This is a genomic window from Mesorhizobium sp. M4B.F.Ca.ET.203.01.1.1 (assembly GCF_004791025.1).
GTDB lineage: Bacteria > Pseudomonadota > Alphaproteobacteria > Rhizobiales > Rhizobiaceae > Mesorhizobium > Mesorhizobium abyssinicae.
Genome location: NZ_SRUO01000021.1, coordinates 91100 through 108264, shown reverse-complemented (window position 1 = coordinate 108264; position 17165 = coordinate 91100). Strand labels below are relative to the sequence as shown.

Sequence of the window (17165 nt, the reverse complement as noted above, 5' to 3'; positions counted from 1 at the left end):
GGCTATCTCGCCGATGTCCTCACCAGGATCGTCAATGGCCACCCGAACAGCCAGATCGACGACCTGCTGCCCTGGGCCTACATCCCGGCTCCCGAACTCAGGGCCGTGGCCTGAGAACAGCGCTTACGACTGAACCGTCTGCGCTCGTGTTGCGTTTTACGGCGCAAGCATGAGGCACCCTTGCAGGCGTCAATTGCAAAAGCGCCATCTTAGAAAATTATACTACAAAATGCGTCGTTTCAGTCCCGGCTGGGGCCGAAATCTGTCCTTCGCGAACCGGTCGCGCGCTGCCTTGGCGTCAATTGCCGTTATTGGGCAGTTTTTGTAGCCTCAACCCCATTTTTTCAGCTCGGCAAGGAAGCGATCCTGCTCCTCCAAGGCTTTCAGCATCGTTCCCATGACAGTGGAATCCGTCATGCGCCGCAATTCTCGCTGAATGGACGATTCGTGAAGACCCAGCGCCGTCCTCAGCGCCAGTGAGTCTAAAACACCATGTACCTCTTTCCTGAGGGGCGTATCGAGGTATCCAGCCGCGGCCTTTTGGAGAGCAGATGCTTCCGAAAAATTGTACATACTCGCCGTCTCTTTGGCTTTCCGCATAAGGTACTCGCTAGCCGAGTCGGAGATCGATGACGTCGTGCGCGAGGGCGCTCTCGCCGTCCTTGCAGCTCTCGTTGCCGCCGCTTCGTTCATGAATTTCTGTCTGTTCAGCTTCCAGCGCCCCTGCCATCGACGGATCAAGGTAACGTCTGTCTCCCTCCGCGAGCTGGACATATCATTGAGGACCCGCCTCATGGCTGAAGTCGCCTTCATGGAAGGATTATCCAGCAAGATACTTGCGACCTTGGCAAGGGCCTGATCGTTGTTCTTGACGCCGCTGCCAATTGGGCGGCCGACGCGGCGCTTCTGAATCTCTTCCATTGCTTTGCCTCCAGTTGGTGTCGGTCTGCCCCGTGCGCTCTTTGATATTGTAGCAACGGATGGATTCTCAAGCGATTTAAATAGCTCCGATCAGTTTAAAAGCGCGGAAAATTCCCGCTCGTGAATCCAAAAGCGCGGAAAATTCAGCGACACGTAATTTTCCGCGCTTTTACGGCTTACGGAGAGGCTGAGCGCGAAAAATTCCAGCCGGTGCGGCGTTTGGCAATCGGCGTTTTCATCCGAAAACGGCCCCGCATTATTCCTCTAAAGCTTAGAACTGCCGGCCATAGCGCGGGCGAGCGGCACTGCTGAGGTAAGCAACTCAGCTCCCACCTTGCAGGACCTGGATGACGGACTGCCCGCAGGTGCTGCCCCATCTGCTTTGGACCGCATCTGCGAAATTCTCACGTATCCTGCCTGTGCGCATGTAAGCATAGGGTAGCGCCTGGGCTCGATTGGCCACCACACTAAGAACCACCGTCGGCATGGCGACCGCAGGCTGATGTCCCAAACGCCACTCCAAAAGGATCATCCTCTCATGGATCCCAATGCCATCATTGCGTCCCTGCCAGTCGCCGGGGCTGATCGATCTGTGCTCATCGAAGTCGCTAATGCCGCGTTCGAGCCCGTCATTGAGCGGATTGAACCGAATATTAGGAACGACCCGAAGCCTTTGGGATGCTGATGACTACATCGACAATAGCCTTCTCGGCGTCTCTCCCACAAGTCCGTGGGAAACGGCTCAGGAATTCTTTGCGGCTCTCGCACGCAAGGAAACCTTGTTCACCCATGCTTGGCAGCTGGTCGGCAGAGAAGCTTCCCTTGCTGAAGCCTTGGAAGCACACAAGAATCCGGACGTTGGCGTGACGCTGGTAACGGGGTCTGGCGGCGGCGGCAAATCTCGAGCTCCAAGCCATTCTGGACCAAATCGCCGCCGATCAGTCTGCGACTAGGATCAGGCTTGTCTCACCGACAATGGAGATCACCAAGGTGTCTCTAGAAGAGCTTGGTTCCGGTGACCTGCTCCTCGTCGTCGATGATGCTCATGACAGCGACAAGTCTCCAGCCATTGTTCAATTACGCCGCGGCCAACGTGGGTCGTGTAAAATTGCTCATTGTCTTCCGACGATATGGAGTTGAGCATATCCGGGCCCAGGCAAGCAGCTATTCCTTTTCTGGAGACCGTCTGAGCGTCATCGACGTACCGCCTCTTTCCAAGGAGGAGTCGGAGTCGCTTGCCCGCCAGGTGCTTGAACACCTAGGTGGACCTATGGAGCTTGCGGCCAGCATTGCTCATCTCACCCAAGATTGCTCGCTCGCCACAGTGGTCGGGGGCTCAGACCTGCATGAAGCCCCATCTTGTGCAGCGTCCTTTGCTTAGGCGCGGAACCATACGGAGCGATACGGGAAGATTTCTGATTTTGGCCCACGAGAAAGCCAATGAAATCAACGGTCCCGGCACATCCTCCGGGCCCACCATTATCGTTATTTATCAATGCTTTAGAGGGTGGTTCGCCACGAGGTTCGCCAATAGGTTCGCCAAGCATCGGCTTGCGCGTCACGAGGCGTACGACTCGATCCATCCCCTGGACGGCCAGCCGTACCTGCGATGCCTCGCGCGAATAGAGCTCCGCATGATCGATATCGTCGTGCCCTAGTACCTCCATGAGCTGTCTGGTTGAGGCCTCGGCCTCCGCCAGATAAACACCGAGCGACTTCCTCAGACCATGAAGAGTCAGACCCTTCGGAAGACCGGCGAGCTTGCACCAATGCGCCATCATCCCAGTCAGTGACTTGGCTGAGAATGGCTCACCATAGCCGTTGACCAGAACGGTCTCGCCGCGCCTGTCGGCCGCATCCAGGATCTCAGTCAGCATTGGTGTGATCGGCACGAAAAGCCGCTTGCCGCCAGTTCGTCCCTTGTTCTTGCCCTGAACAATATCGAACCCAACGAAATGACGCTCGACGCCATCGATGAAGACACGTCGGGTCACCCTCTGGTCCCAGCGAAGGCCCGCGACGTCGCCGCGGCGGTTGCCTAGCCAAAGCGCCAAACCGTAGCAAGTGCGTGCCGCTGTGCCGAGCTGCCAACGGGTTTCGAATTGCGCCATCGCTTCGCGCGACCAGGCTTTCCAGCCGCTATAGGCGGGCCGCCATTCGACCGCCGCTGTCGGATCGATTTCGATCCAGTCTTGCCGCAGCGCGACATAGACCAGCTTACGTATGCCCACCAGCAGGTGCTTGGCCTTATGGGGGGTGGCGATGAAGCGGCCAAGAAGCTCTTCAATATGGATACGTCTAAGGTTCTTAACCGCTACATCCCGCCAGATGAGTGGGTGATCAGGGACCACTCGCAGTTCTAGAAATTCTTCGATCAGCCGCGAGTTCTTGCGCTTGCTGGCTTCATCAAGCGCCAACCACTTGACCGAGATCTTCAACCGTTGAAAGGCCGCTCCAAACGTGCCGGGCAGAGCGGCTCCAGGCATACGGACGACGGGAGCCTTGGGGACTTTCCGGCCCTCGACCGCTGCTTGGTAGGCCTCCTTGAAACCCGCTTGATTGGGGGCCGGCAGACTAAGCACACGCTCCTTCGTCCGATAGCGCCAGCGAACTTTGCCATGGCGGTCGGTGTAGGAGGAGAGGCCGGGATGTTTGTCGGTCATGGCAGATGAATCTATTCCCTGCGATGATTCCCTTGCAACAGGAAGTCGACGATATTCTCTTCCTCGTCTCCAGGTAGTTCGGTAAAGGCGGCTTCGAGTTTTAAGCGATCCCAGATCACGCGGCTGTCAACCTTCTTCGGCTTTGGCATGCGGCGGTCAGCGACCATTTGGTCGAATTTAGTTGCGCCCACGCCAATGTACCGGGCGGCCTCTTCGCGTGAGAGGCCGCGAGGAGGATAGGAGAGGGGGTCGCTTTTCATGTCGGCACTCACGTGCAGTGCCCACGGCTTTGCACGCAGGCTTCTATGCAGCGACCAGGATCTACATCTTGTCGGATACTTCCAAAAGAGAGATGATCTAAGTCTGCGGTGAATGGCGGTCGGAGCGTAGAAATGGGATGGTTGCCATTGCAAAGTGACGTCAGGGTTAGCTCCGACGACCGTTACATCGCGAGACTAGCAAATGGGCTACCCTGCCTTGCGAGCGAGAGGCGATTTCATAAATCATCCGCAGCGCAGGCTTGATCGACGATCCTTTTTGGATGGGCACCATCTCCTTGTTGTGCGAAAGCGTGACTTAGCCCGCCTTTAAAGGCAAGTGCTTGTTTTTATTGCATGCCGCCGCACTCAAAGGTCAAGCCAATAGGGGCGAGCAGGCCTCGTGACCCTCATGGCAGACCCAAGCTTACATTTCGCCAAAGAGGACCATTGCTCCTGCCTTTAACCGCTCGCAGCTTCAAAGCCGGTCCCCGCAACCACTTTCATCATAAATCAATAACCGTCCCGGTCTAACCGGGGCGGTTTTTGCGTTTTAAGGGCACGCAATCGCCGCGGCGCGGAAGAGGGCGCATCACCGCTCCGAGAAAGTCGCGCGAAACGGGAACAAGAGCAGCGCGCCTAGGCGTGATGTAACGCGCCTTTATTGTATAGCCGCTCCGGGACTGGTCGTCACCAAGCTGCGCACAAGGCTCCAGGCAGAGCCTTGGTTTTCGCCGCCGAAGGACGGCGCATAGCGCTGCGCCCGGCGCAGCCGAATCGTCCCAGTGCCACTACCAGCGGCCTCTCCAGTGGCGATAGCAGTCGACCAACTGCCGGCGAATTTCCGCCGCAACACTCGAGATGCGGGCAAGCAAGCCCGGGCGCTGGAGGATATGTTTGGCGGCATCGCGGCGATCGCGCGCCTGCACGGCCGCGATGACTTCAGGCGCCATGCCCGGCGCCCATGAAACTCGGTTGCCGCTGATCCAGTAATGCGATTGGCAGGGAAAACTCCAGTTGCCAACGGACGGGATCAGGGAGACCTTCCCGTCCTTTTCAACAAGGCGCCACTTCGCCGGGTTCAGCGGCGTCACGACCTCACGCCCGCACCCGCAGCAGCACAGGTGCGAGGCGGTTGAATAGCGGCGGGAAATATAGATGACGCCCACCTCCAGCTCATCGGGAATGAAATCGACGAAGGAGGGCGCCAGGAGATTTGTTCCGCTCATGCCGCACTCTCGTGCACGAACTCGCCGGAGCCGATGGAGTAGCCGGTGTAAAAATGCGGCCGGGACTGCCGGTAGATGCCGAAGTGCTGTTTCCAGGCCATCACGGCGATGACCGCATTCAGCGAATTCAGCTCTGCGATCTGGATGTTTGTGGCGTACTCGTTGGCACCGCCGTCATCGTCCGCATAGGAGATATGAGGCGCGGCCGCTTCCCTTGTATCGGGTGTGCTCGTCGTTAGCCGGACGATCCCGCCCAGCTGGCCTTCGTGAAGAACGACCCCCATGCCGACTTCGGCGAACGGCGTGCCGTTCGCGATAAGCCGGTCGATCACGACCCGCTTCACCGGCCCCCTGTCGATACAGACGAACACGAAGTCGAGGCCGTCAAGGAGCGCGACGTTCGTTTCATCGAGGTAAACGTCATGCGCGACGATACCCTTGTGCATGTTCGAATACAGGGTCGCGAAATACGCCACCTTCTGGGGCTTGATTTCGAGGTCTTCGAGCGATGGGGCGCCTGGCGCGCGGAAAGCGTTGTGCTGGGAGAACACATCGCCGTCAAAGATATGGATTTGCGCCGCGGCCGTCTTCGTCACCAGGTCGAACACATAAGCGCCGGTGCCGCCCATGCCGAGGATACCGATTTTCTGGCCGGCCACCTTGCCGTTTACTGCCCCAATGCCGGCGCGGCTGGTGGCGGTGTCGACATACTTGAACACGCAGGATTCGTCGTCCGCCGCGATCGCCTGATAGGTGCGGGCCGTCGCGACAGGATCGACCTTGGTCGCTTCGCCGGCGATGCGGCCGATATAAGTCGTCATCTTGTGATGGTAGTCGCGGTAGTGCGCCTTGGCGGAAAACGTATGATCCGCCTTGACCCCGTCCCCGAAATCCTGGGGCGCTGAGGAGTTCTGGATCGCCGTGATCTTGCTGCCGTCACTGTGGCAGGGGTGCTCCCCGGTCCAGTAGGCGACATGATCGGTGGGCTTCACGGTCTTGTCGCCGGACAGCTCGAGTTTCGAGATCAGGATGCCGAGACGGACGGTTCCCGACGTATCGACATACGGAACGTTCCTGACGAGCAGGTAGCCGCCCCGTATGTCAAGGTCGTAACCCTCGTTCTGCATCCGGAGAAGGTCTGGACTAAGAGCGATTGGTCGACGTGACATCGAATTCCATCCCTTCCTTGATTTTCACCGACTGGCCCTCGACCAGCGTGCCCGACGGCTTGTGGCCGTGACCGCGGGTGTACTGGACGGTGTACTGGATGCCGTCGCCGGTCGGGGGATTATCGAAAGCCAGGGCAACGACCTCTTCAAAGGTCAGCTCTTCTTTCTTCGGGAGCGTCTTTTTGCGGCCGTTGACGATGATGGTCACCGTCTTCGGACGCTCTTCGGGGTTGAGGTCATTCATCGGTACATATCTTTTTGGCGCGTCGCGCCGTTTGAGGAGGATTGCGATTTCGCAATCAATTCGATATTATAATCTCGTGGGGGAAATTGCAAGTTCGCAATTGATTTAATTTTCGCAATTGGAGATACGATGACCGACCACTTCGACAGCGAAGCCTTCTACGCGGCGCTCAATGCCGCGCGTCTTGGTCGCCAGATGACGTGGAAGGAGGTCGCCGAGGAGGCAGGGGTCAACGCATCGACCCTGTCCAGGATCGGACAGGGTGCCAAGCCTGACGTCAACGGATTAGCGGCCCTGCTGACATGGTCGAATCTTAAGGCCGAGATGTTTATCCCGCGCGCAGGTCAGCAAGAAGCTGAACCGATCGCGCGTATCACCGCCTTGCTGCGCGCCGATCCGAAGCTGTCCGGCGATAAGGCGAAGCTCATGGAGGATATCGTCATCAGTACCTACAAGAAGCTGCGGGATGACTGACATTGAAGTTCAGGCACGGATTTAAGGCAGAGGCCAAACGTATCGCCGCCCGGGTCCGGGAAAAGGTCGGCCTGACGCCGATCTGTCCTATCGACCCCGTGCAAGTCTGCGCCCGCTTTGACATCCGTCTGCTCAAGCTGAGCGAGGTCGAGCCGGACTCCCCTTTTCTGCATGGCGAAAACCGGAAGTTCTTCTCGGCGGTGACCGTGCCGCGTGGCGGCCAGACAGCCATTCTGCACAACGACAAGCACCATGAGCACCGGCAGCGCAGCAACGTCTGCCATGAACTCGCGCACTGCTTTCTCGGCCACGGCTTCACACCGCCGCTGACGATCGACGGCGAACGGACGCACGACCGCGGTATCGAGGCCGAAGCAGACTTCCTGGCCGGCGTGTTGCTGCTGACGGACGAGGGCGCGATGCATGTGCTGCGCCGGAGGCTTACGGATGAAGCGCAACATCTCTACGGCGTGAGCGAGCAGATGCTGCAGCTTCGGCTGAACATGAGCGGCGCCTACATCCGCATGCGCCGCGCCGCCGTTTATTCGTAGCAGGTTCAGGTTCTGATCGGTATTTCCACGACGGGCCGCAGCGGCTCCAACTGGGTTGCGTACTTGCGTACAACCTGGTCGCAGAAATCCGCAATGCCTTTTGCCCGCGCCGTCGCGGCCAGAGCATAGGGCAGCTTTTCAGCGGGCGTAAAGTTCCGGCCTTCGAGCCGAGAATTGTAGTGGATGTCAAAGCACGGATTGCGCAGGCTCGACCCCCGGAAGATGCGGCTGGCGTGCAGGCAGTTTTCCCATTTCCAAGCATCGCGCCGCAACTCCTCTTCCTCGCCGCCCGAACGGATGCTGGAGAAGAAGCTTTTTGAATCGGGGTGAAGCTGGTCGTCCGTCTTGAATTTGCCGTCATGCGGCCGGAACGTCACCTCCAGCCCGGCTCTCGTGTAGTTGCCAGGGTGGTGCGGATCGGTCAGACACTTGTAGGCGAGCGTCGCAATGATCTCGGCGTTGCCGACAATGCCGCCGTCCGGCAGCGGGATCGGGGCTCGAATGTATTTGGTCGGCGAAATGTCGCCCTGGTAGATCACGCGGATCGTGTCGTCGAGACAAGGTCAAGATCTGGGGCCACGCGATCGCCACAGGCTTCTGCCGCCGCAAGGCCTGTGTCGCAAGCCGGCGGTGATCATGCACGCCATGTGGAGCGACGGAACGTTCTATGTCGGCGGGTCCGCGGCGAACCGAAGCGATGCCGCCCCGCGCGCTCACATCAAGGATCGCAGGCTGCTGGGAACGCATCGATGAGCAGAAGATCGACAGTACAAACGCACGGTGCCGGCACTCTGACCGGCGCCATCTGACACTAGAGATCCGTCGGCGGATGAGGACCGATGCAGACCAGGAACGACGGAAGATGAACATCGCCGTACTCGGAATCGATCTCGGAAAAACGCTCTGCAGCCTGGTCGGTCTCGACCGCCAAGGAGCGGTTGTGCTGCGTCGTCGGATGCGCCGGCCATCCCTTGCTGCATTCGTCGAAAAGCAACCGCGCTGCATCATTGGCATGGAGGCGTGCTGCGGCGCTCATCACCTCGCTCGTCAGTTTACCTCGCTCGGATACGATGTCCGGCTGATGCCGCCAGAGTATGTGAAACCGTACGTGAAGTCGCACAAGAACGACGATCGCGATGCCGAGGCAATCGCCGAGGCGGCGACACGACCGACCATGCGCTTCGTACCGGTCAAGTCGGAAGAGCAACTCGATGTCCAGACTTTGCACCGTGCGCGCGAGCGACTGGTCGGCACGCGGACGGCCCTGATCAATCAACTGCGCGGTGTGCTGTTCGATCGCGGCATCGTCATCGCCAAGGTCGACCAAAGCTGAACCTGTGGCTGCGCGAGAACCCGCCGAACAACACGACCTTGACCGCCAGGATGCAGCAACTCGTTCACGACATGGTCGATGAACTGCACGCGCTCGATCATCGGATCAAGCAGCTCGACCACGAGTTTGAAGCGCTCGCCGAAAGCGATGAACGAGCCCGTCTCCTGCGCAGCGTGCCAGGCATTGGCGCTCTCAACGCAACGGCGCTGGCCGCAGCGGTCGGCGACGTGTCGGCGTTTGCCAAGGGGCGTGATTTCGCTGCCTGGCTGGGGCTTGTTCCACGTCAGATCACGACCGACGGCAAGCCGCGGCTGACGGGGATAAGCAAGCGCGGGAGCACCTACATGCGCGTGCTGTTGATCCATGGCGCGCGAGCGGCACTGCCATATCTGGCGCGAATGGACACCCAGCTCGGCGCCTGGCTGCAAGCGCTACTGCAGCGCGCCAAGCGCAACGTGGTGGTCGTTGCGCTCGCCAACAAGCTGGCCCGGATCGCCTGGGCAGTGATGTCAAACCAGCGCCCCTACGAAGCCGTGATGGCGTCCAACGGTAACGAGTTTGGTCGAGCGGGCGCGTCCCGGCAACTGCTCGGCCGTATGAAGTCTGCGGGAGGATGTACATAGAGATGGCCCAACGGTTGATCGGCGTTCGGCAAACCCGTCGGCAGGCAGCGGCCCTTTCGAGGTCGTGTATCTTGTTAGGAGCCGGGCGCGCGAATCTCCATCTTGGCAGGACTCCTGAAGCGTCGAGGCCGGATACATTGGTGCAGACCGGTTGTCCCACTCAAAACATTCCGCTTGCAGACGGTGCGGGCCATACATTGCCTGCGGCCGCGCCGATCGACAGACGGCCGGACCGCGCTCGATTGCCTGTGACGATGCACCGTCAGTCCGATGGAAAAGTGCGCCACGACGGTTCGAGCGCTGCTTTCGTGCAGCCGATTAACCCCGTCGCAGAGCGCGGAAGATTGCACGGCGCATCGGAACTCGACGCCAGAACGCGGCATCGTAGCACAGAGAATAAATTCGTATATTATCGCACAGAAGGAGAGGAACGACGATGTCGAAAAGACCACCGGAAGCACAACCGATTAAGATGGCTAGATAAAAGCCCGCACATTGTGTGCTGGCCGGTCGGTTTGTTTTTGGGGATTTTCAGGTGCCCTGCGCACATTGCGGTCATTCGGCGCAATGTGCGCCGAACGCCCAAGACTTTGTATCGGCATCCTCTTTTCCACGTTGCAGGACAACGGCATGGCACAGAGCGCGAGCTTCGCATCCGCCCCGGCCGCATCCGCTCGACCCGTGCCCAGCATGCGCAGGCCTTCATCGCGCAAGCGCCAGCCGTAGCGAAGAAGGCTGGCGGTGGCATCGCTCGCTCGGGGAAAAGTTTTCCGGTAGCCGCTCTAGGTGTGGAGCCTCAACAGGTTGTCCTCGGTTAGAGCGAGGCGACTGATAGGTTTTTGGACTTTAGGCTGCCATGTGGGCGATGCCAATTGTATCTGTGCAGCCAGACAGGCAGCTCGGCGGAACGGTGATCTGAAGTCGGATAGGTGATGGCATAGGCCCATTCGCGCAGCGCGGTCTGGATGAAGCGCTCGGCCTTGCCGTTGGTCTTGGGCGTGTAGGGTTTGGTGCGAATGTGCTTGAGGCAAGCTTGCGGCAGGCCTTGGCGAAGGCCTTCGACCTGTAGCAGGACCCGTTGTCGGTCATGACGCGCTCGACCACGATGCCCAAGCTGGCGTAGTAGGCGACCGCCGCCTTCAGGAAGGCGATAGCGCTCTCCTTCCTCTAGTCCGGCAAGACCTGCGAGAAGGCGACGCGCGAGGCGTCGTCGATGCAGACATGGACGAACTCCCCAGCCGACGCCGCGGCTGTTGGACTGGCCGACGCGATCGCCGGTGATGCGGTGGCCGACGCGCTCGAAGCGCCCGAGTTTCTTGATGTCGATGTGGATCATCTCGCTGGCTTCTCGCGCTCGTAGCGGCGCACCGGTTCGGCCGGTTCAGGCTGTGCGGTCCGAGAAGGGAGGAGGCCGGATGGCGGCCTTCGCGTCGAGTGGAGCAGGACCGGCACGACAAACTCTGTCAAAGTCACGGTGAACAGATATGAGGATATCCTTGGACGCGAAGCCGGACAGCCGCATACCGATCCCATGCGCTTGATCGTGCTATGCTCCAGCGCTTCATGGCGACGGATGGCGGCTTCGCGAAAGCGAGAAAGCCTTAGCGTCGGACCGCCATGGGCGGCCGGTTCATGTCGCATGCAATATCGTTTGCCGGGAGACAGTTTTCGAAGGCCGACCGGATTGCATCGAGAGACACCTCCATGGTGCTGGAAAGCGTCCTGCCTCTCTGCCAGATGGCCACGTAGTGATAGAGCGCAGATGGGTCGACCGGTCTTGCTTCCAATTCGAACGCTGAATACTCGCGTGCAATGATCTCGTTGGTGATGGATACGCCAAGGCCGGCCGAAACGAATCCAACCTCGTAGCCATTGGAGTCATATTCCACCAGTATGTCCGGCTCGACGCCGGCGAAGCGCAAGGCGTTGAAGTTCATCTGGTGCGACGCGAATTCCGGGTCGATGTCGACGATCGTTTCGCCTGCGAGGTCGCTGGCTTCGACACACGTCTGCCTTGAAAAGCGGTGCTTTGGATGAAAGATGCACACGTTGTGCGCCGAACCGATCGGCGCCCATTCAAACAGGCGAGGGTCCAAAGGCAGCCGAGAGATGCCAAGGTCGACTCGGCCGGACAGGATATGCTCGCCCACTTGGTGATAGTTTCCTGAAATTGATCGGACGCTCGAACCAGTCTTCGATCGGACTGTCGCGACGACCTTCGGCAAGGTCACGAAACCGAAGACCGCGGGTGCGGCAATCGCGATTTGTTGCCTCTCTTCGTTCTTCATCGCGAAGATCGACGCTTCCACGCGATCAAGGGATGTCAGCGCAAGTTCGACGTTGCGGAGGAGTTCCCACGCCTCTCGCGAAGGAAGGATGCGGTTGGTGGATCTCTCAAACAGCGTGATGCCGAGGAGCGCCTCGAGCTGCTTGATGTGCTGGCTCACCGCCGGTTGGCTAATCCCGAGCGCGATAGCTGCTTGCCTCGTCGATCCGGCCCGCAGCACCGCGCGAAAGACCTGCAATTGTCGGAGCTTCAGGCCGCTCTGCAGCAACTCCATTTCGCGCCCTTCATAGGTTCGCATCTTTTGCAGGGAGAGGCGACAACGCCCTTCTTCCACGGGAACTATCCAGCGTTGGATCCCTAATCTCCCAAGGCTCAGATCTCGATGATATAAGGCATTCCAAACACCTTACAAGGTGTAAAATACACCTATAGGTGGCGGAGAAATCCGACCTGTCGATTGTGGACTCATGGTCAGTCCACGACAGATTCGAGCCGCGCGGGCATTGCTTGGTTGGTCGCAGCAGGAGCTTGCAGACAAAGCAATCGTATCGCTGAACGCGTTGGCCAGGTTGGAGAACGGAAAGGTGGACTCCCGGATCAGCACTCTACAAGCCATTGAGGCGGCGTTAACAAGAGCTGGCGTCGAATTCTTGTACGCTGGTCAAAAGGGTGAGGGTGTGCGGCTTCTAGATCCTCAGGCCTGACGGTGCAATTTCGTGGGACAAGGATTCAGTAAATCAAGCAGGATGGGACTACTCACGCGCTGTTTCGATTTTGTCGTCTCGGGAGCCGAAATGGGGCCGCCGTTCGAACGATATGCGTAGGCCGCTCGTCACCAGAAACTCACGGGCGCGATCCGTATCGCGCCTGCCGACATTCGACACCCAGTCCGAGAACAGGCGGACGGCACGCCGGTTCATATGTCGCGATGGGCAGACGAGCCAATATCCTGGAAACTCGATGACATCGAACTCGGTCGAAACGGGCACCAGGCTTCCCGCTGCAAGGTCCTCGAATGCAATCGAGGTGCTTTCCAGAACCACGCCCGCGCCGTCCTTTGCCAACTGGACTGACATGGAAGAACGGTCGAAACGATAGGGGTACGTCATTCGCGCACCCTGGATGCCGTTGCGTGGCAGCCAGTAATCCCAGCGGAAATAGGCCTTGACGCTGTCTATCAATCTGGCGTGACGAAGCTGTTGTCGCGGATCAGATGAAAGCGCCTGCAACTCGGCCAAATAGGATGGCGAACACATTGGCAAGATGAGATCGTTTACGACGCAGTCCGAATACAGGCCGGCCCAACCACCGTCGCCGTAACGCAGGTCGAGATCGATGACCTCCGTTTCGAAGTCGGAGAAGTTTGGCGTTGCGTCGACCCGCAAATTCCAGCTCGGAAACGCCTTGCTGAACTCGGCAAGCCGGGGGGCCAGCCACTTCTCGCCGAAGGAAGGGCTGACGCGAAGGCTGAGCTGAAAGGCCTCGCGCTGCCGCACGATGGAATTGCGAACCTCGCGGATGGATTCGAAGGCCTGAGTGGTCGTCTGATAGAGCCGTTCGCCGTCGATCGTCAGGGACAGGTGGCGTTTCTCGCGCTGGAACAGACGGACGCCAAGCTGGTGCTCCAGCAGCCGCAACTGCTGGCTGACGGCCGAAGGCGTGACCTGCAATTCCTGGGCAGCCTTTGCCACGCCGCCCAGGCGTGCAACAGCCTCGAAGTGAGCCATGGACTTGAATTTTAGGTCGGACATCGCTCTCAGCAGTTAAGCTCAGCTACACAAACAGTTAAGAAACGAGAATTGAGCCGGATGTCAATCGGTCGCATCATTCCTCAGGTCTCGGGAGGAGATGCAGGATGGAACCGGTCCAGAGCCTGGGCGGCGGCACAGTGGCCGCGGCCGGACAGGCATTCACCAGGGAGTCTTTGATCGAGGCTTCCAATGTCGAGAAGAGCTACGGCGCAACCCGTGTTCTGCGCGGTGTCGACTTTCAGGTCCGTTCCGGGGAAATTCACGCATTGCTGGGCGGCAACGGTGCCGGCAAGAGCACTCTTGTCCGCATCGTCACCGGTCTAACGCCTCGCGACGCCGGAGAGATCCGGTTTTCATCGGCGAAGACTAACAGCATCCATCCGATCATTGCCGTGGTCCACCAGGAACTGGCGTTGCTCCCCGAGCTCTCGGTCGCGGAGAATATCGGGATCGTGCATGCGAGGTCGGGTTTTTCACGGAGCAGCCATCGCCGTATGCGCGACGTTGCGCTGAACGCGCTCGATCTCATCGATCCGGCAATCGGGCGAGAGATTGTCGATCTTCCGGCGCGCAAGCTCTCTTTGCATGAAGGGCAGATCGTCGAGATCGCCCGTGCTCTTTCGACCGGTGCGGAGGTGTTGCTTCTCGACGAGCCCACCGCCAATTTGACCGCCGGTGAGACGGCCAAGCTGTTCTCCGTCCTGAAGCGACTGGTTCATGACGAGGGCATCGGCATCGTTTTCGTTTCGCACCGTATGAAGGAAATCCGCGAACTCTGCCATGTCTGCACTATTCTGCGGGACGGCATCACGGTGGTGAACGCTACCCCAGTTGCCTTGCTGAGCGATGCCGAGATCGTCCAGCAGATGGGGCAGCCGGCGCACGATGTGGCAGGACGGCTGAAGTCGAAGAAGGAGGTTCGCCAAGGCAGCCCAGTAGAGTTCTTGGGCCCGGACGATGCCAGGATGGAAATCTGGCCCGGCACCATACTAGGCCTTGCCGGCGCACCAGCGGGTCCGACCGGGCTGATCAATCCTCTGGTCGGTGCCGGCAGGGGTGCTGGCTGGCACGTCTCCGGCGAAGGTTTCAAAGGAAGCTTTTCATCGCCGTCGCAGGCGGCGCGCGCCGGCGTCGGATTCATCTCGGGCGACAGGACGATGAAGGGGATACTCTCGCAGCTTCCGATCGTCGACAACGTGCTTGCCGCCCGCAGGGTTCGCGAAGGGCGGCAGATCGTTGGCGCGGCCGAAAGGCAGGAATGCCTTGATCTCGTCTCGGCACTGAAACTGAAGGCCGTTTCGATCTGGGATCTGCCGGCGTCGTTGTCCGGCGGCAACCAGCAGAAGCTTATCGTTGCCCGCTGGCTCGGCTTGCCCCTGCGTCTGGTGGTGCTGGAAGAGCCGACGCGCGGTGTCGACATCGGCACCAAGCACGACATCTATGCCCTGATCCGGCACATGGCGGACGCCGGCGCAATCATTGTCTGGTGGTCGACCGAAAACATCGAATTGCTCGAATTGTGCGACGCCATCTTCGCCTTCGACACCGATGGGCGCCCCAAAGGTTTCCTGTCCGAAGAGCGTTTCACCGAAGACGGGCTCGCGGAACTGACGGGGATGGCCGCATGACCGACGTAACCAACGGAAACGCGGCGGCCAAGAAGATCCGGACCACGACAACCCGCGCGCCTGGACTCTTGCTCTCCTATCGCACCGAGGCTGCGATTGCCGCCGCGATTGTCGCCCTGATGCTTGCCGTGGGCATGTTCGTGCCGGCCGCGCTCAGCATGGGCAATATGCAAAACATCATCCAGGCGGCAGCCCCGCTCATCATCATGTCGTTGGGCGTCTTCCTGGTCGTCCTCACGGGTGGTATCGACCTCTCGGTCGGTTCGGTCTTTTCCTTGACCGGAATGGTGACCGCTTTGGCGATGGCCAATGGCGCCGATGGCGTCACTGCCAGTATCGCCGGTCTGGCCGTCGGCCTGGTGTTCGGCTCCCTCAACGGGTTCCTCGTGACGGTCGTGCGACTGGCCCCCTTCGTCGTTACACTGATCACATACGCCGTTGCCGGCAGCCTTGCCTTCATCGTTACCAACGGCCGATCGATGCCGATCGGCGCGCCGGATTTTTGGCTCCTGAACTCCGGCGAACTCATCCCCTCGGTGCCCAACCATCTCCTGTTCTGCATCATCCTGATGGTGGTGCTGGAGTATGTGCTGCGCAAGGTCGTCCTGGGGCGTTGGTTCTATGCCGTGGGCTCGTCGGCAGTGGCTGCCCGGCTGCTCGGCATTCCGGTGCTGCGCATCAAACTCGCGGCCTATGTGATCTCCGGCTTGCTTGCCTCTTTCGCCGGGCTGCTGACGGTCAGCTACATCCTCAACGCCGAGGCCACGGCAGGGTCCAGCCTGATGCTGCAAGCGATTGCCGCTGTCGTGATCGGCGGAGCCAGTCTCTTTGGCGGGACGGGCAGCGCGATAGGGGCAGTGTTGGGTGCGCTCATGATCACCTGCATCCAGAACGGCGTGAACCTCATCGGCGTGAACAGCTTCTGGCAGGGGTCTGTTACGGGCGCCGCCATCCTGCTTGCGGTGCTGATCGACCGCTTTAGCAACAAGAACCGACTCTAGATCATCAACGGGAGGAACTAAGATGAAGACCAAGACAATCCTGCTTGCGGCAGTGGCAACCGCCTTGGCCAGCGCATCCTATGCGCAGGACAAGAAAACAGTTGCCTACATCGCCCCTTCGCTGGACATCTCATACTGGCAATGGGTGGGCTACGGCGTGAAGGAGAAGGCCAAGGAACTTGGCATGGACTATGTCGAGTACACCTCGGAGAACTCGCCGGCCAAGCAGATGGACAATGCAAGGACGGCCGTGACCAAGGGGGTGTCGGCCATCGTGATCGGTCCCGTCAGTTCCACCTCGACGCCGCCGCTCCTCGACTATCTGGCCAAGCAGAAGGTTCCGATCGCGTTCGCCGGCATCGGGCCGCAGCCGGGCCTCACCAACTACACGTCCTCGGTTACCGCGAACAATTACGACACCGGCAAGGCGCAAGGCAAATTCACCTGCGAACTCGCCAAGGAGCGTGGCGGCAACAAGGTGGGAATGCTGTCGCTGCCGCAGGACAGGGAGAACGCGCAGAAATATCTGAAGGGTGCCAAGGAAGCGTTCGCGGCGAATGGCTGCGATCTCGTCCAGATGCTCGAAACGCGCGGTCTTACAATAAACGAGGCTGTCACGCAGGCAAACGATCTGCTGACCGCCAATCCCGACATCAAGGCCATTTACGGCATGTATGACGAAGCCGGTTCGGGTGCCGCCAAGGTGGTAGAGACCCGCGGCCTGACCGGCAAGGTCGGTATCACGGTCGCAGATGGATCGCCGACCACCATCGCGCTGCTGAAGAAAGGGGCGATCCAGGGCATCTTCTTCCAGGAAGCGGTGGGCCAGGGCATCGATGGAACGCAGCAGGTCTACAATGCGCTGACAGGCGCGCCGGTGACCCAGGACCTGGCTCTGGTGATGCCGCTCGTCACCGCGGACAAAGTCGACAGCCCCGAGGCGCAGAAGGTCATCGCCCGCGTTTTCCCACCAAGCAATTGAGCATCACGAGAGTGGACCTGCCGGTCGACCGGCGGGTCCACGCCCCATCAAG

17 protein-coding genes and 3 pseudogenes are annotated in these 17165 nt (G+C 59.7%); 10 read left to right on the top strand and 10 right to left on the bottom strand.

Features of this window, described 5'->3' with window-relative positions; translation table 11 throughout:
• A partial coding sequence (locus tag EN846_RS30075) for a transposase domain-containing protein (protein ID WP_135913840.1) occupies nucleotides 1–114 on the top strand: 114 nt, incomplete at its 5' end.
• Nucleotides 115–330: 216 nt separating this feature from the next.
• On the opposite strand, the gene EN846_RS30070 is transcribed toward EN846_RS30075, so the two are convergent.
• From EN846_RS30070 to EN846_RS30045, 6 genes are all read right to left on the bottom strand, one after another.
• The gene (locus EN846_RS30070; protein ID WP_095518981.1) at nucleotides 331–921 is read right to left on the bottom strand and encodes a hypothetical protein; all 591 of its coding nucleotides are present in this window, start codon (nucleotides 919–921) and stop codon (nucleotides 331–333) included.
• Nucleotides 922–2219: 1298 nt separating this feature from the next.
• On the bottom strand, nucleotides 2220–3584 hold the full coding sequence (locus tag EN846_RS30065; RefSeq protein WP_245511324.1) for a site-specific integrase: 1365 nt from the start codon (nucleotides 3582–3584) through the stop codon (nucleotides 2220–2222).
• 11 nt (nucleotides 3585–3595) lie between these two features.
• Nucleotides 3596–3844, bottom strand: a complete 249-nt coding sequence (locus tag EN846_RS30060; protein ID WP_127221238.1) for a hypothetical protein — start codon at nucleotides 3842–3844, stop codon at nucleotides 3596–3598.
• Between the two features lie 788 nt (nucleotides 3845–4632).
• Nucleotides 4633–5070, bottom strand: a complete 438-nt coding sequence (locus EN846_RS30055; protein ID WP_187331429.1) for a DUF6527 family protein — start codon at nucleotides 5068–5070, stop codon at nucleotides 4633–4635.
• A complete protein-coding gene (locus EN846_RS30050; protein ID WP_127308821.1) occupies nucleotides 5067–6239 on the bottom strand; it encodes a ThiF family adenylyltransferase in 1173 nt (390 codons plus the stop codon). The genes EN846_RS30055 and EN846_RS30050 overlap by 4 nt, the downstream gene beginning before the upstream one ends.
• On the bottom strand, nucleotides 6214–6483 hold the full coding sequence (locus tag EN846_RS30045; protein WP_127308822.1) for a multiubiquitin domain-containing protein: 270 nt from the start codon (nucleotides 6481–6483) through the stop codon (nucleotides 6214–6216). Before EN846_RS30045 ends, EN846_RS30050 begins: the two co-directional genes overlap by 26 nt.
• A gap of 129 nt (nucleotides 6484–6612) precedes the next feature.
• Here EN846_RS30045 and EN846_RS30040 point away from each other — a divergent pair, with 129 nt between their 5' ends.
• Nucleotides 6613–6957 carry a helix-turn-helix domain-containing protein gene (locus EN846_RS30040; RefSeq protein WP_127308823.1) on the top strand — a complete coding sequence of 115 codons (345 nt, stop codon included), beginning with the start codon at nucleotides 6613–6615 and terminating at the stop codon, nucleotides 6955–6957.
• A 2-nt stretch (nucleotides 6958–6959) separates the two neighbouring features.
• Complete coding sequence (locus EN846_RS30035) at nucleotides 6960–7508, top strand: ImmA/IrrE family metallo-endopeptidase (protein WP_187331428.1); 549 nt, start codon at nucleotides 6960–6962, stop codon at nucleotides 7506–7508.
• Between the two features lie 5 nt (nucleotides 7509–7513).
• Here the strand turns inward: EN846_RS30035 and EN846_RS30030 are convergent, their stop codons facing one another.
• Nucleotides 7514–8047, bottom strand: a complete 534-nt coding sequence (locus EN846_RS30030) for a hypothetical protein (RefSeq protein ID WP_128346386.1) — start codon at nucleotides 8045–8047, stop codon at nucleotides 7514–7516.
• A 323-nt stretch (nucleotides 8048–8370) separates the two neighbouring features.
• Between EN846_RS30030 and EN846_RS30020 the strand changes: the two are divergent.
• Together EN846_RS30020 and EN846_RS36105 are read left to right on the top strand one after the other, a co-directional pair.
• A pseudogene (locus tag EN846_RS30020) lies at nucleotides 8371–9374 on the top strand (IS110 family transposase); the annotation flags it as partial.
• 680 nt (nucleotides 9375–10054) lie between these two features.
• Nucleotides 10055–10257 (top strand): annotated as a pseudogene (locus EN846_RS36105) (hypothetical protein); the annotation flags it as partial.
• Here the strand turns inward: EN846_RS36105 and EN846_RS30010 are convergent.
• A pseudogene (locus EN846_RS30010) lies at nucleotides 10247–10847 on the bottom strand (IS481 family transposase); the annotation flags it as partial. The pseudogenes EN846_RS36105 and EN846_RS30010 overlap by 11 nt on opposite strands.
• A 165-nt stretch (nucleotides 10848–11012) precedes the next feature.
• On the opposite strand from EN846_RS30010, the gene EN846_RS36560 reads away from it, so the two are divergent.
• Nucleotides 11013–11069 (top strand): DUF2274 domain-containing protein, encoded by a 57-nt coding sequence (locus tag EN846_RS36560; protein WP_245543666.1) that lies wholly within the window; start codon nucleotides 11013–11015, stop codon nucleotides 11067–11069.
• Here EN846_RS36560 and EN846_RS30000 read toward each other — a convergent pair.
• Complete coding sequence (locus EN846_RS30000) at nucleotides 11066–12025, bottom strand: LysR family transcriptional regulator (RefSeq protein ID WP_128346517.1); 960 nt, start codon at nucleotides 12023–12025, stop codon at nucleotides 11066–11068. The two genes, EN846_RS36560 and EN846_RS30000, sit on opposite strands and share 4 nt — an antisense overlap.
• A 193-nt stretch (nucleotides 12026–12218) precedes the next feature.
• On the opposite strand from EN846_RS30000, the gene EN846_RS29995 reads away from it, so the two are divergent.
• Complete coding sequence (locus EN846_RS29995; protein ID WP_127308828.1) at nucleotides 12219–12455, top strand: helix-turn-helix domain-containing protein; 237 nt, start codon at nucleotides 12219–12221, stop codon at nucleotides 12453–12455.
• 48 nt (nucleotides 12456–12503) lie between these two features.
• On the opposite strand, the gene EN846_RS29990 is transcribed toward EN846_RS29995, so the two are convergent.
• Complete coding sequence (locus EN846_RS29990) at nucleotides 12504–13502, bottom strand: LysR substrate-binding domain-containing protein (protein ID WP_128346516.1); 999 nt, start codon at nucleotides 13500–13502, stop codon at nucleotides 12504–12506.
• 104 nt (nucleotides 13503–13606) lie between these two features.
• Between EN846_RS29990 and EN846_RS29985 the strand changes: the two genes are divergently transcribed.
• From EN846_RS29985 to EN846_RS29975, 3 genes are read left to right on the top strand one after another with little or no spacing between them, the layout of a single operon-like run.
• Entirely contained in the window at nucleotides 13607–15130 is a 1524-nt protein-coding gene (locus tag EN846_RS29985; RefSeq protein ID WP_127308830.1) for a sugar ABC transporter ATP-binding protein, read from the top strand.
• On the top strand, nucleotides 15127–16131 hold the full coding sequence (locus tag EN846_RS29980) for an ABC transporter permease (protein ID WP_128346515.1): 1005 nt from the start codon (nucleotides 15127–15129) through the stop codon (nucleotides 16129–16131). The genes EN846_RS29985 and EN846_RS29980 overlap by 4 nt, the downstream gene beginning before the upstream one ends.
• A 22-nt stretch (nucleotides 16132–16153) precedes the next feature.
• A complete protein-coding gene (locus tag EN846_RS29975) occupies nucleotides 16154–17113 on the top strand; it encodes a substrate-binding domain-containing protein (protein ID WP_127308832.1) in 960 nt (319 codons plus the stop codon).
• Nucleotides 17114–17165 lie beyond the last annotated feature (52 nt).

Bases quoted from the DNA above. Each gene is read 5' to 3' on its own strand.
- EN846_RS29990 (WP_128346516.1), bottom strand. From the start codon at position 13,502: ATGTCCGACCTAAAATTCAAGTCCATGGCTCACTTCGAGGCTGTTGCA.
- EN846_RS30065 (WP_245511324.1), bottom strand. From the start codon at position 3,584: ATGACCGACAAACATCCCGGCCTCTCCTCCTACACCGACCGCCATGGC.
- EN846_RS29980 (WP_128346515.1), top strand. From the start codon at position 15,127: ATGACCGACGTAACCAACGGAAACGCGGCGGCCAAGAAGATCCGGACC.
- EN846_RS30060 (WP_127221238.1), bottom strand. From the start codon at position 3,844: ATGAAAAGCGACCCCCTCTCCTATCCTCCTCGCGGCCTCTCACGCGAA.
- EN846_RS29975 (WP_127308832.1), top strand. From the start codon at position 16,154: ATGAAGACCAAGACAATCCTGCTTGCGGCAGTGGCAACCGCCTTGGCC.
- EN846_RS29985 (WP_127308830.1), top strand. From the start codon at position 13,607: ATGGAACCGGTCCAGAGCCTGGGCGGCGGCACAGTGGCCGCGGCCGGA.
- EN846_RS30055 (WP_187331429.1), bottom strand. From the start codon at position 5,070: ATGAGCGGAACAAATCTCCTGGCGCCCTCCTTCGTCGATTTCATTCCC.
- EN846_RS30070 (WP_095518981.1), bottom strand. From the start codon at position 921: ATGGAAGAGATTCAGAAGCGCCGCGTCGGCCGCCCAATTGGCAGCGGC.
- EN846_RS29995 (WP_127308828.1), top strand. From the start codon at position 12,219: ATGGTCAGTCCACGACAGATTCGAGCCGCGCGGGCATTGCTTGGTTGG.
- EN846_RS30045 (WP_127308822.1), bottom strand. From the start codon at position 6,483: ATGAATGACCTCAACCCCGAAGAGCGTCCGAAGACGGTGACCATCATC.
- EN846_RS30000 (WP_128346517.1), bottom strand. From the start codon at position 12,025: ATGGAGTTGCTGCAGAGCGGCCTGAAGCTCCGACAATTGCAGGTCTTT.
- EN846_RS30050 (WP_127308821.1), bottom strand. From the start codon at position 6,239: ATGTCACGTCGACCAATCGCTCTTAGTCCAGACCTTCTCCGGATGCAG.
- EN846_RS30040 (WP_127308823.1), top strand. From the start codon at position 6,613: ATGACCGACCACTTCGACAGCGAAGCCTTCTACGCGGCGCTCAATGCC.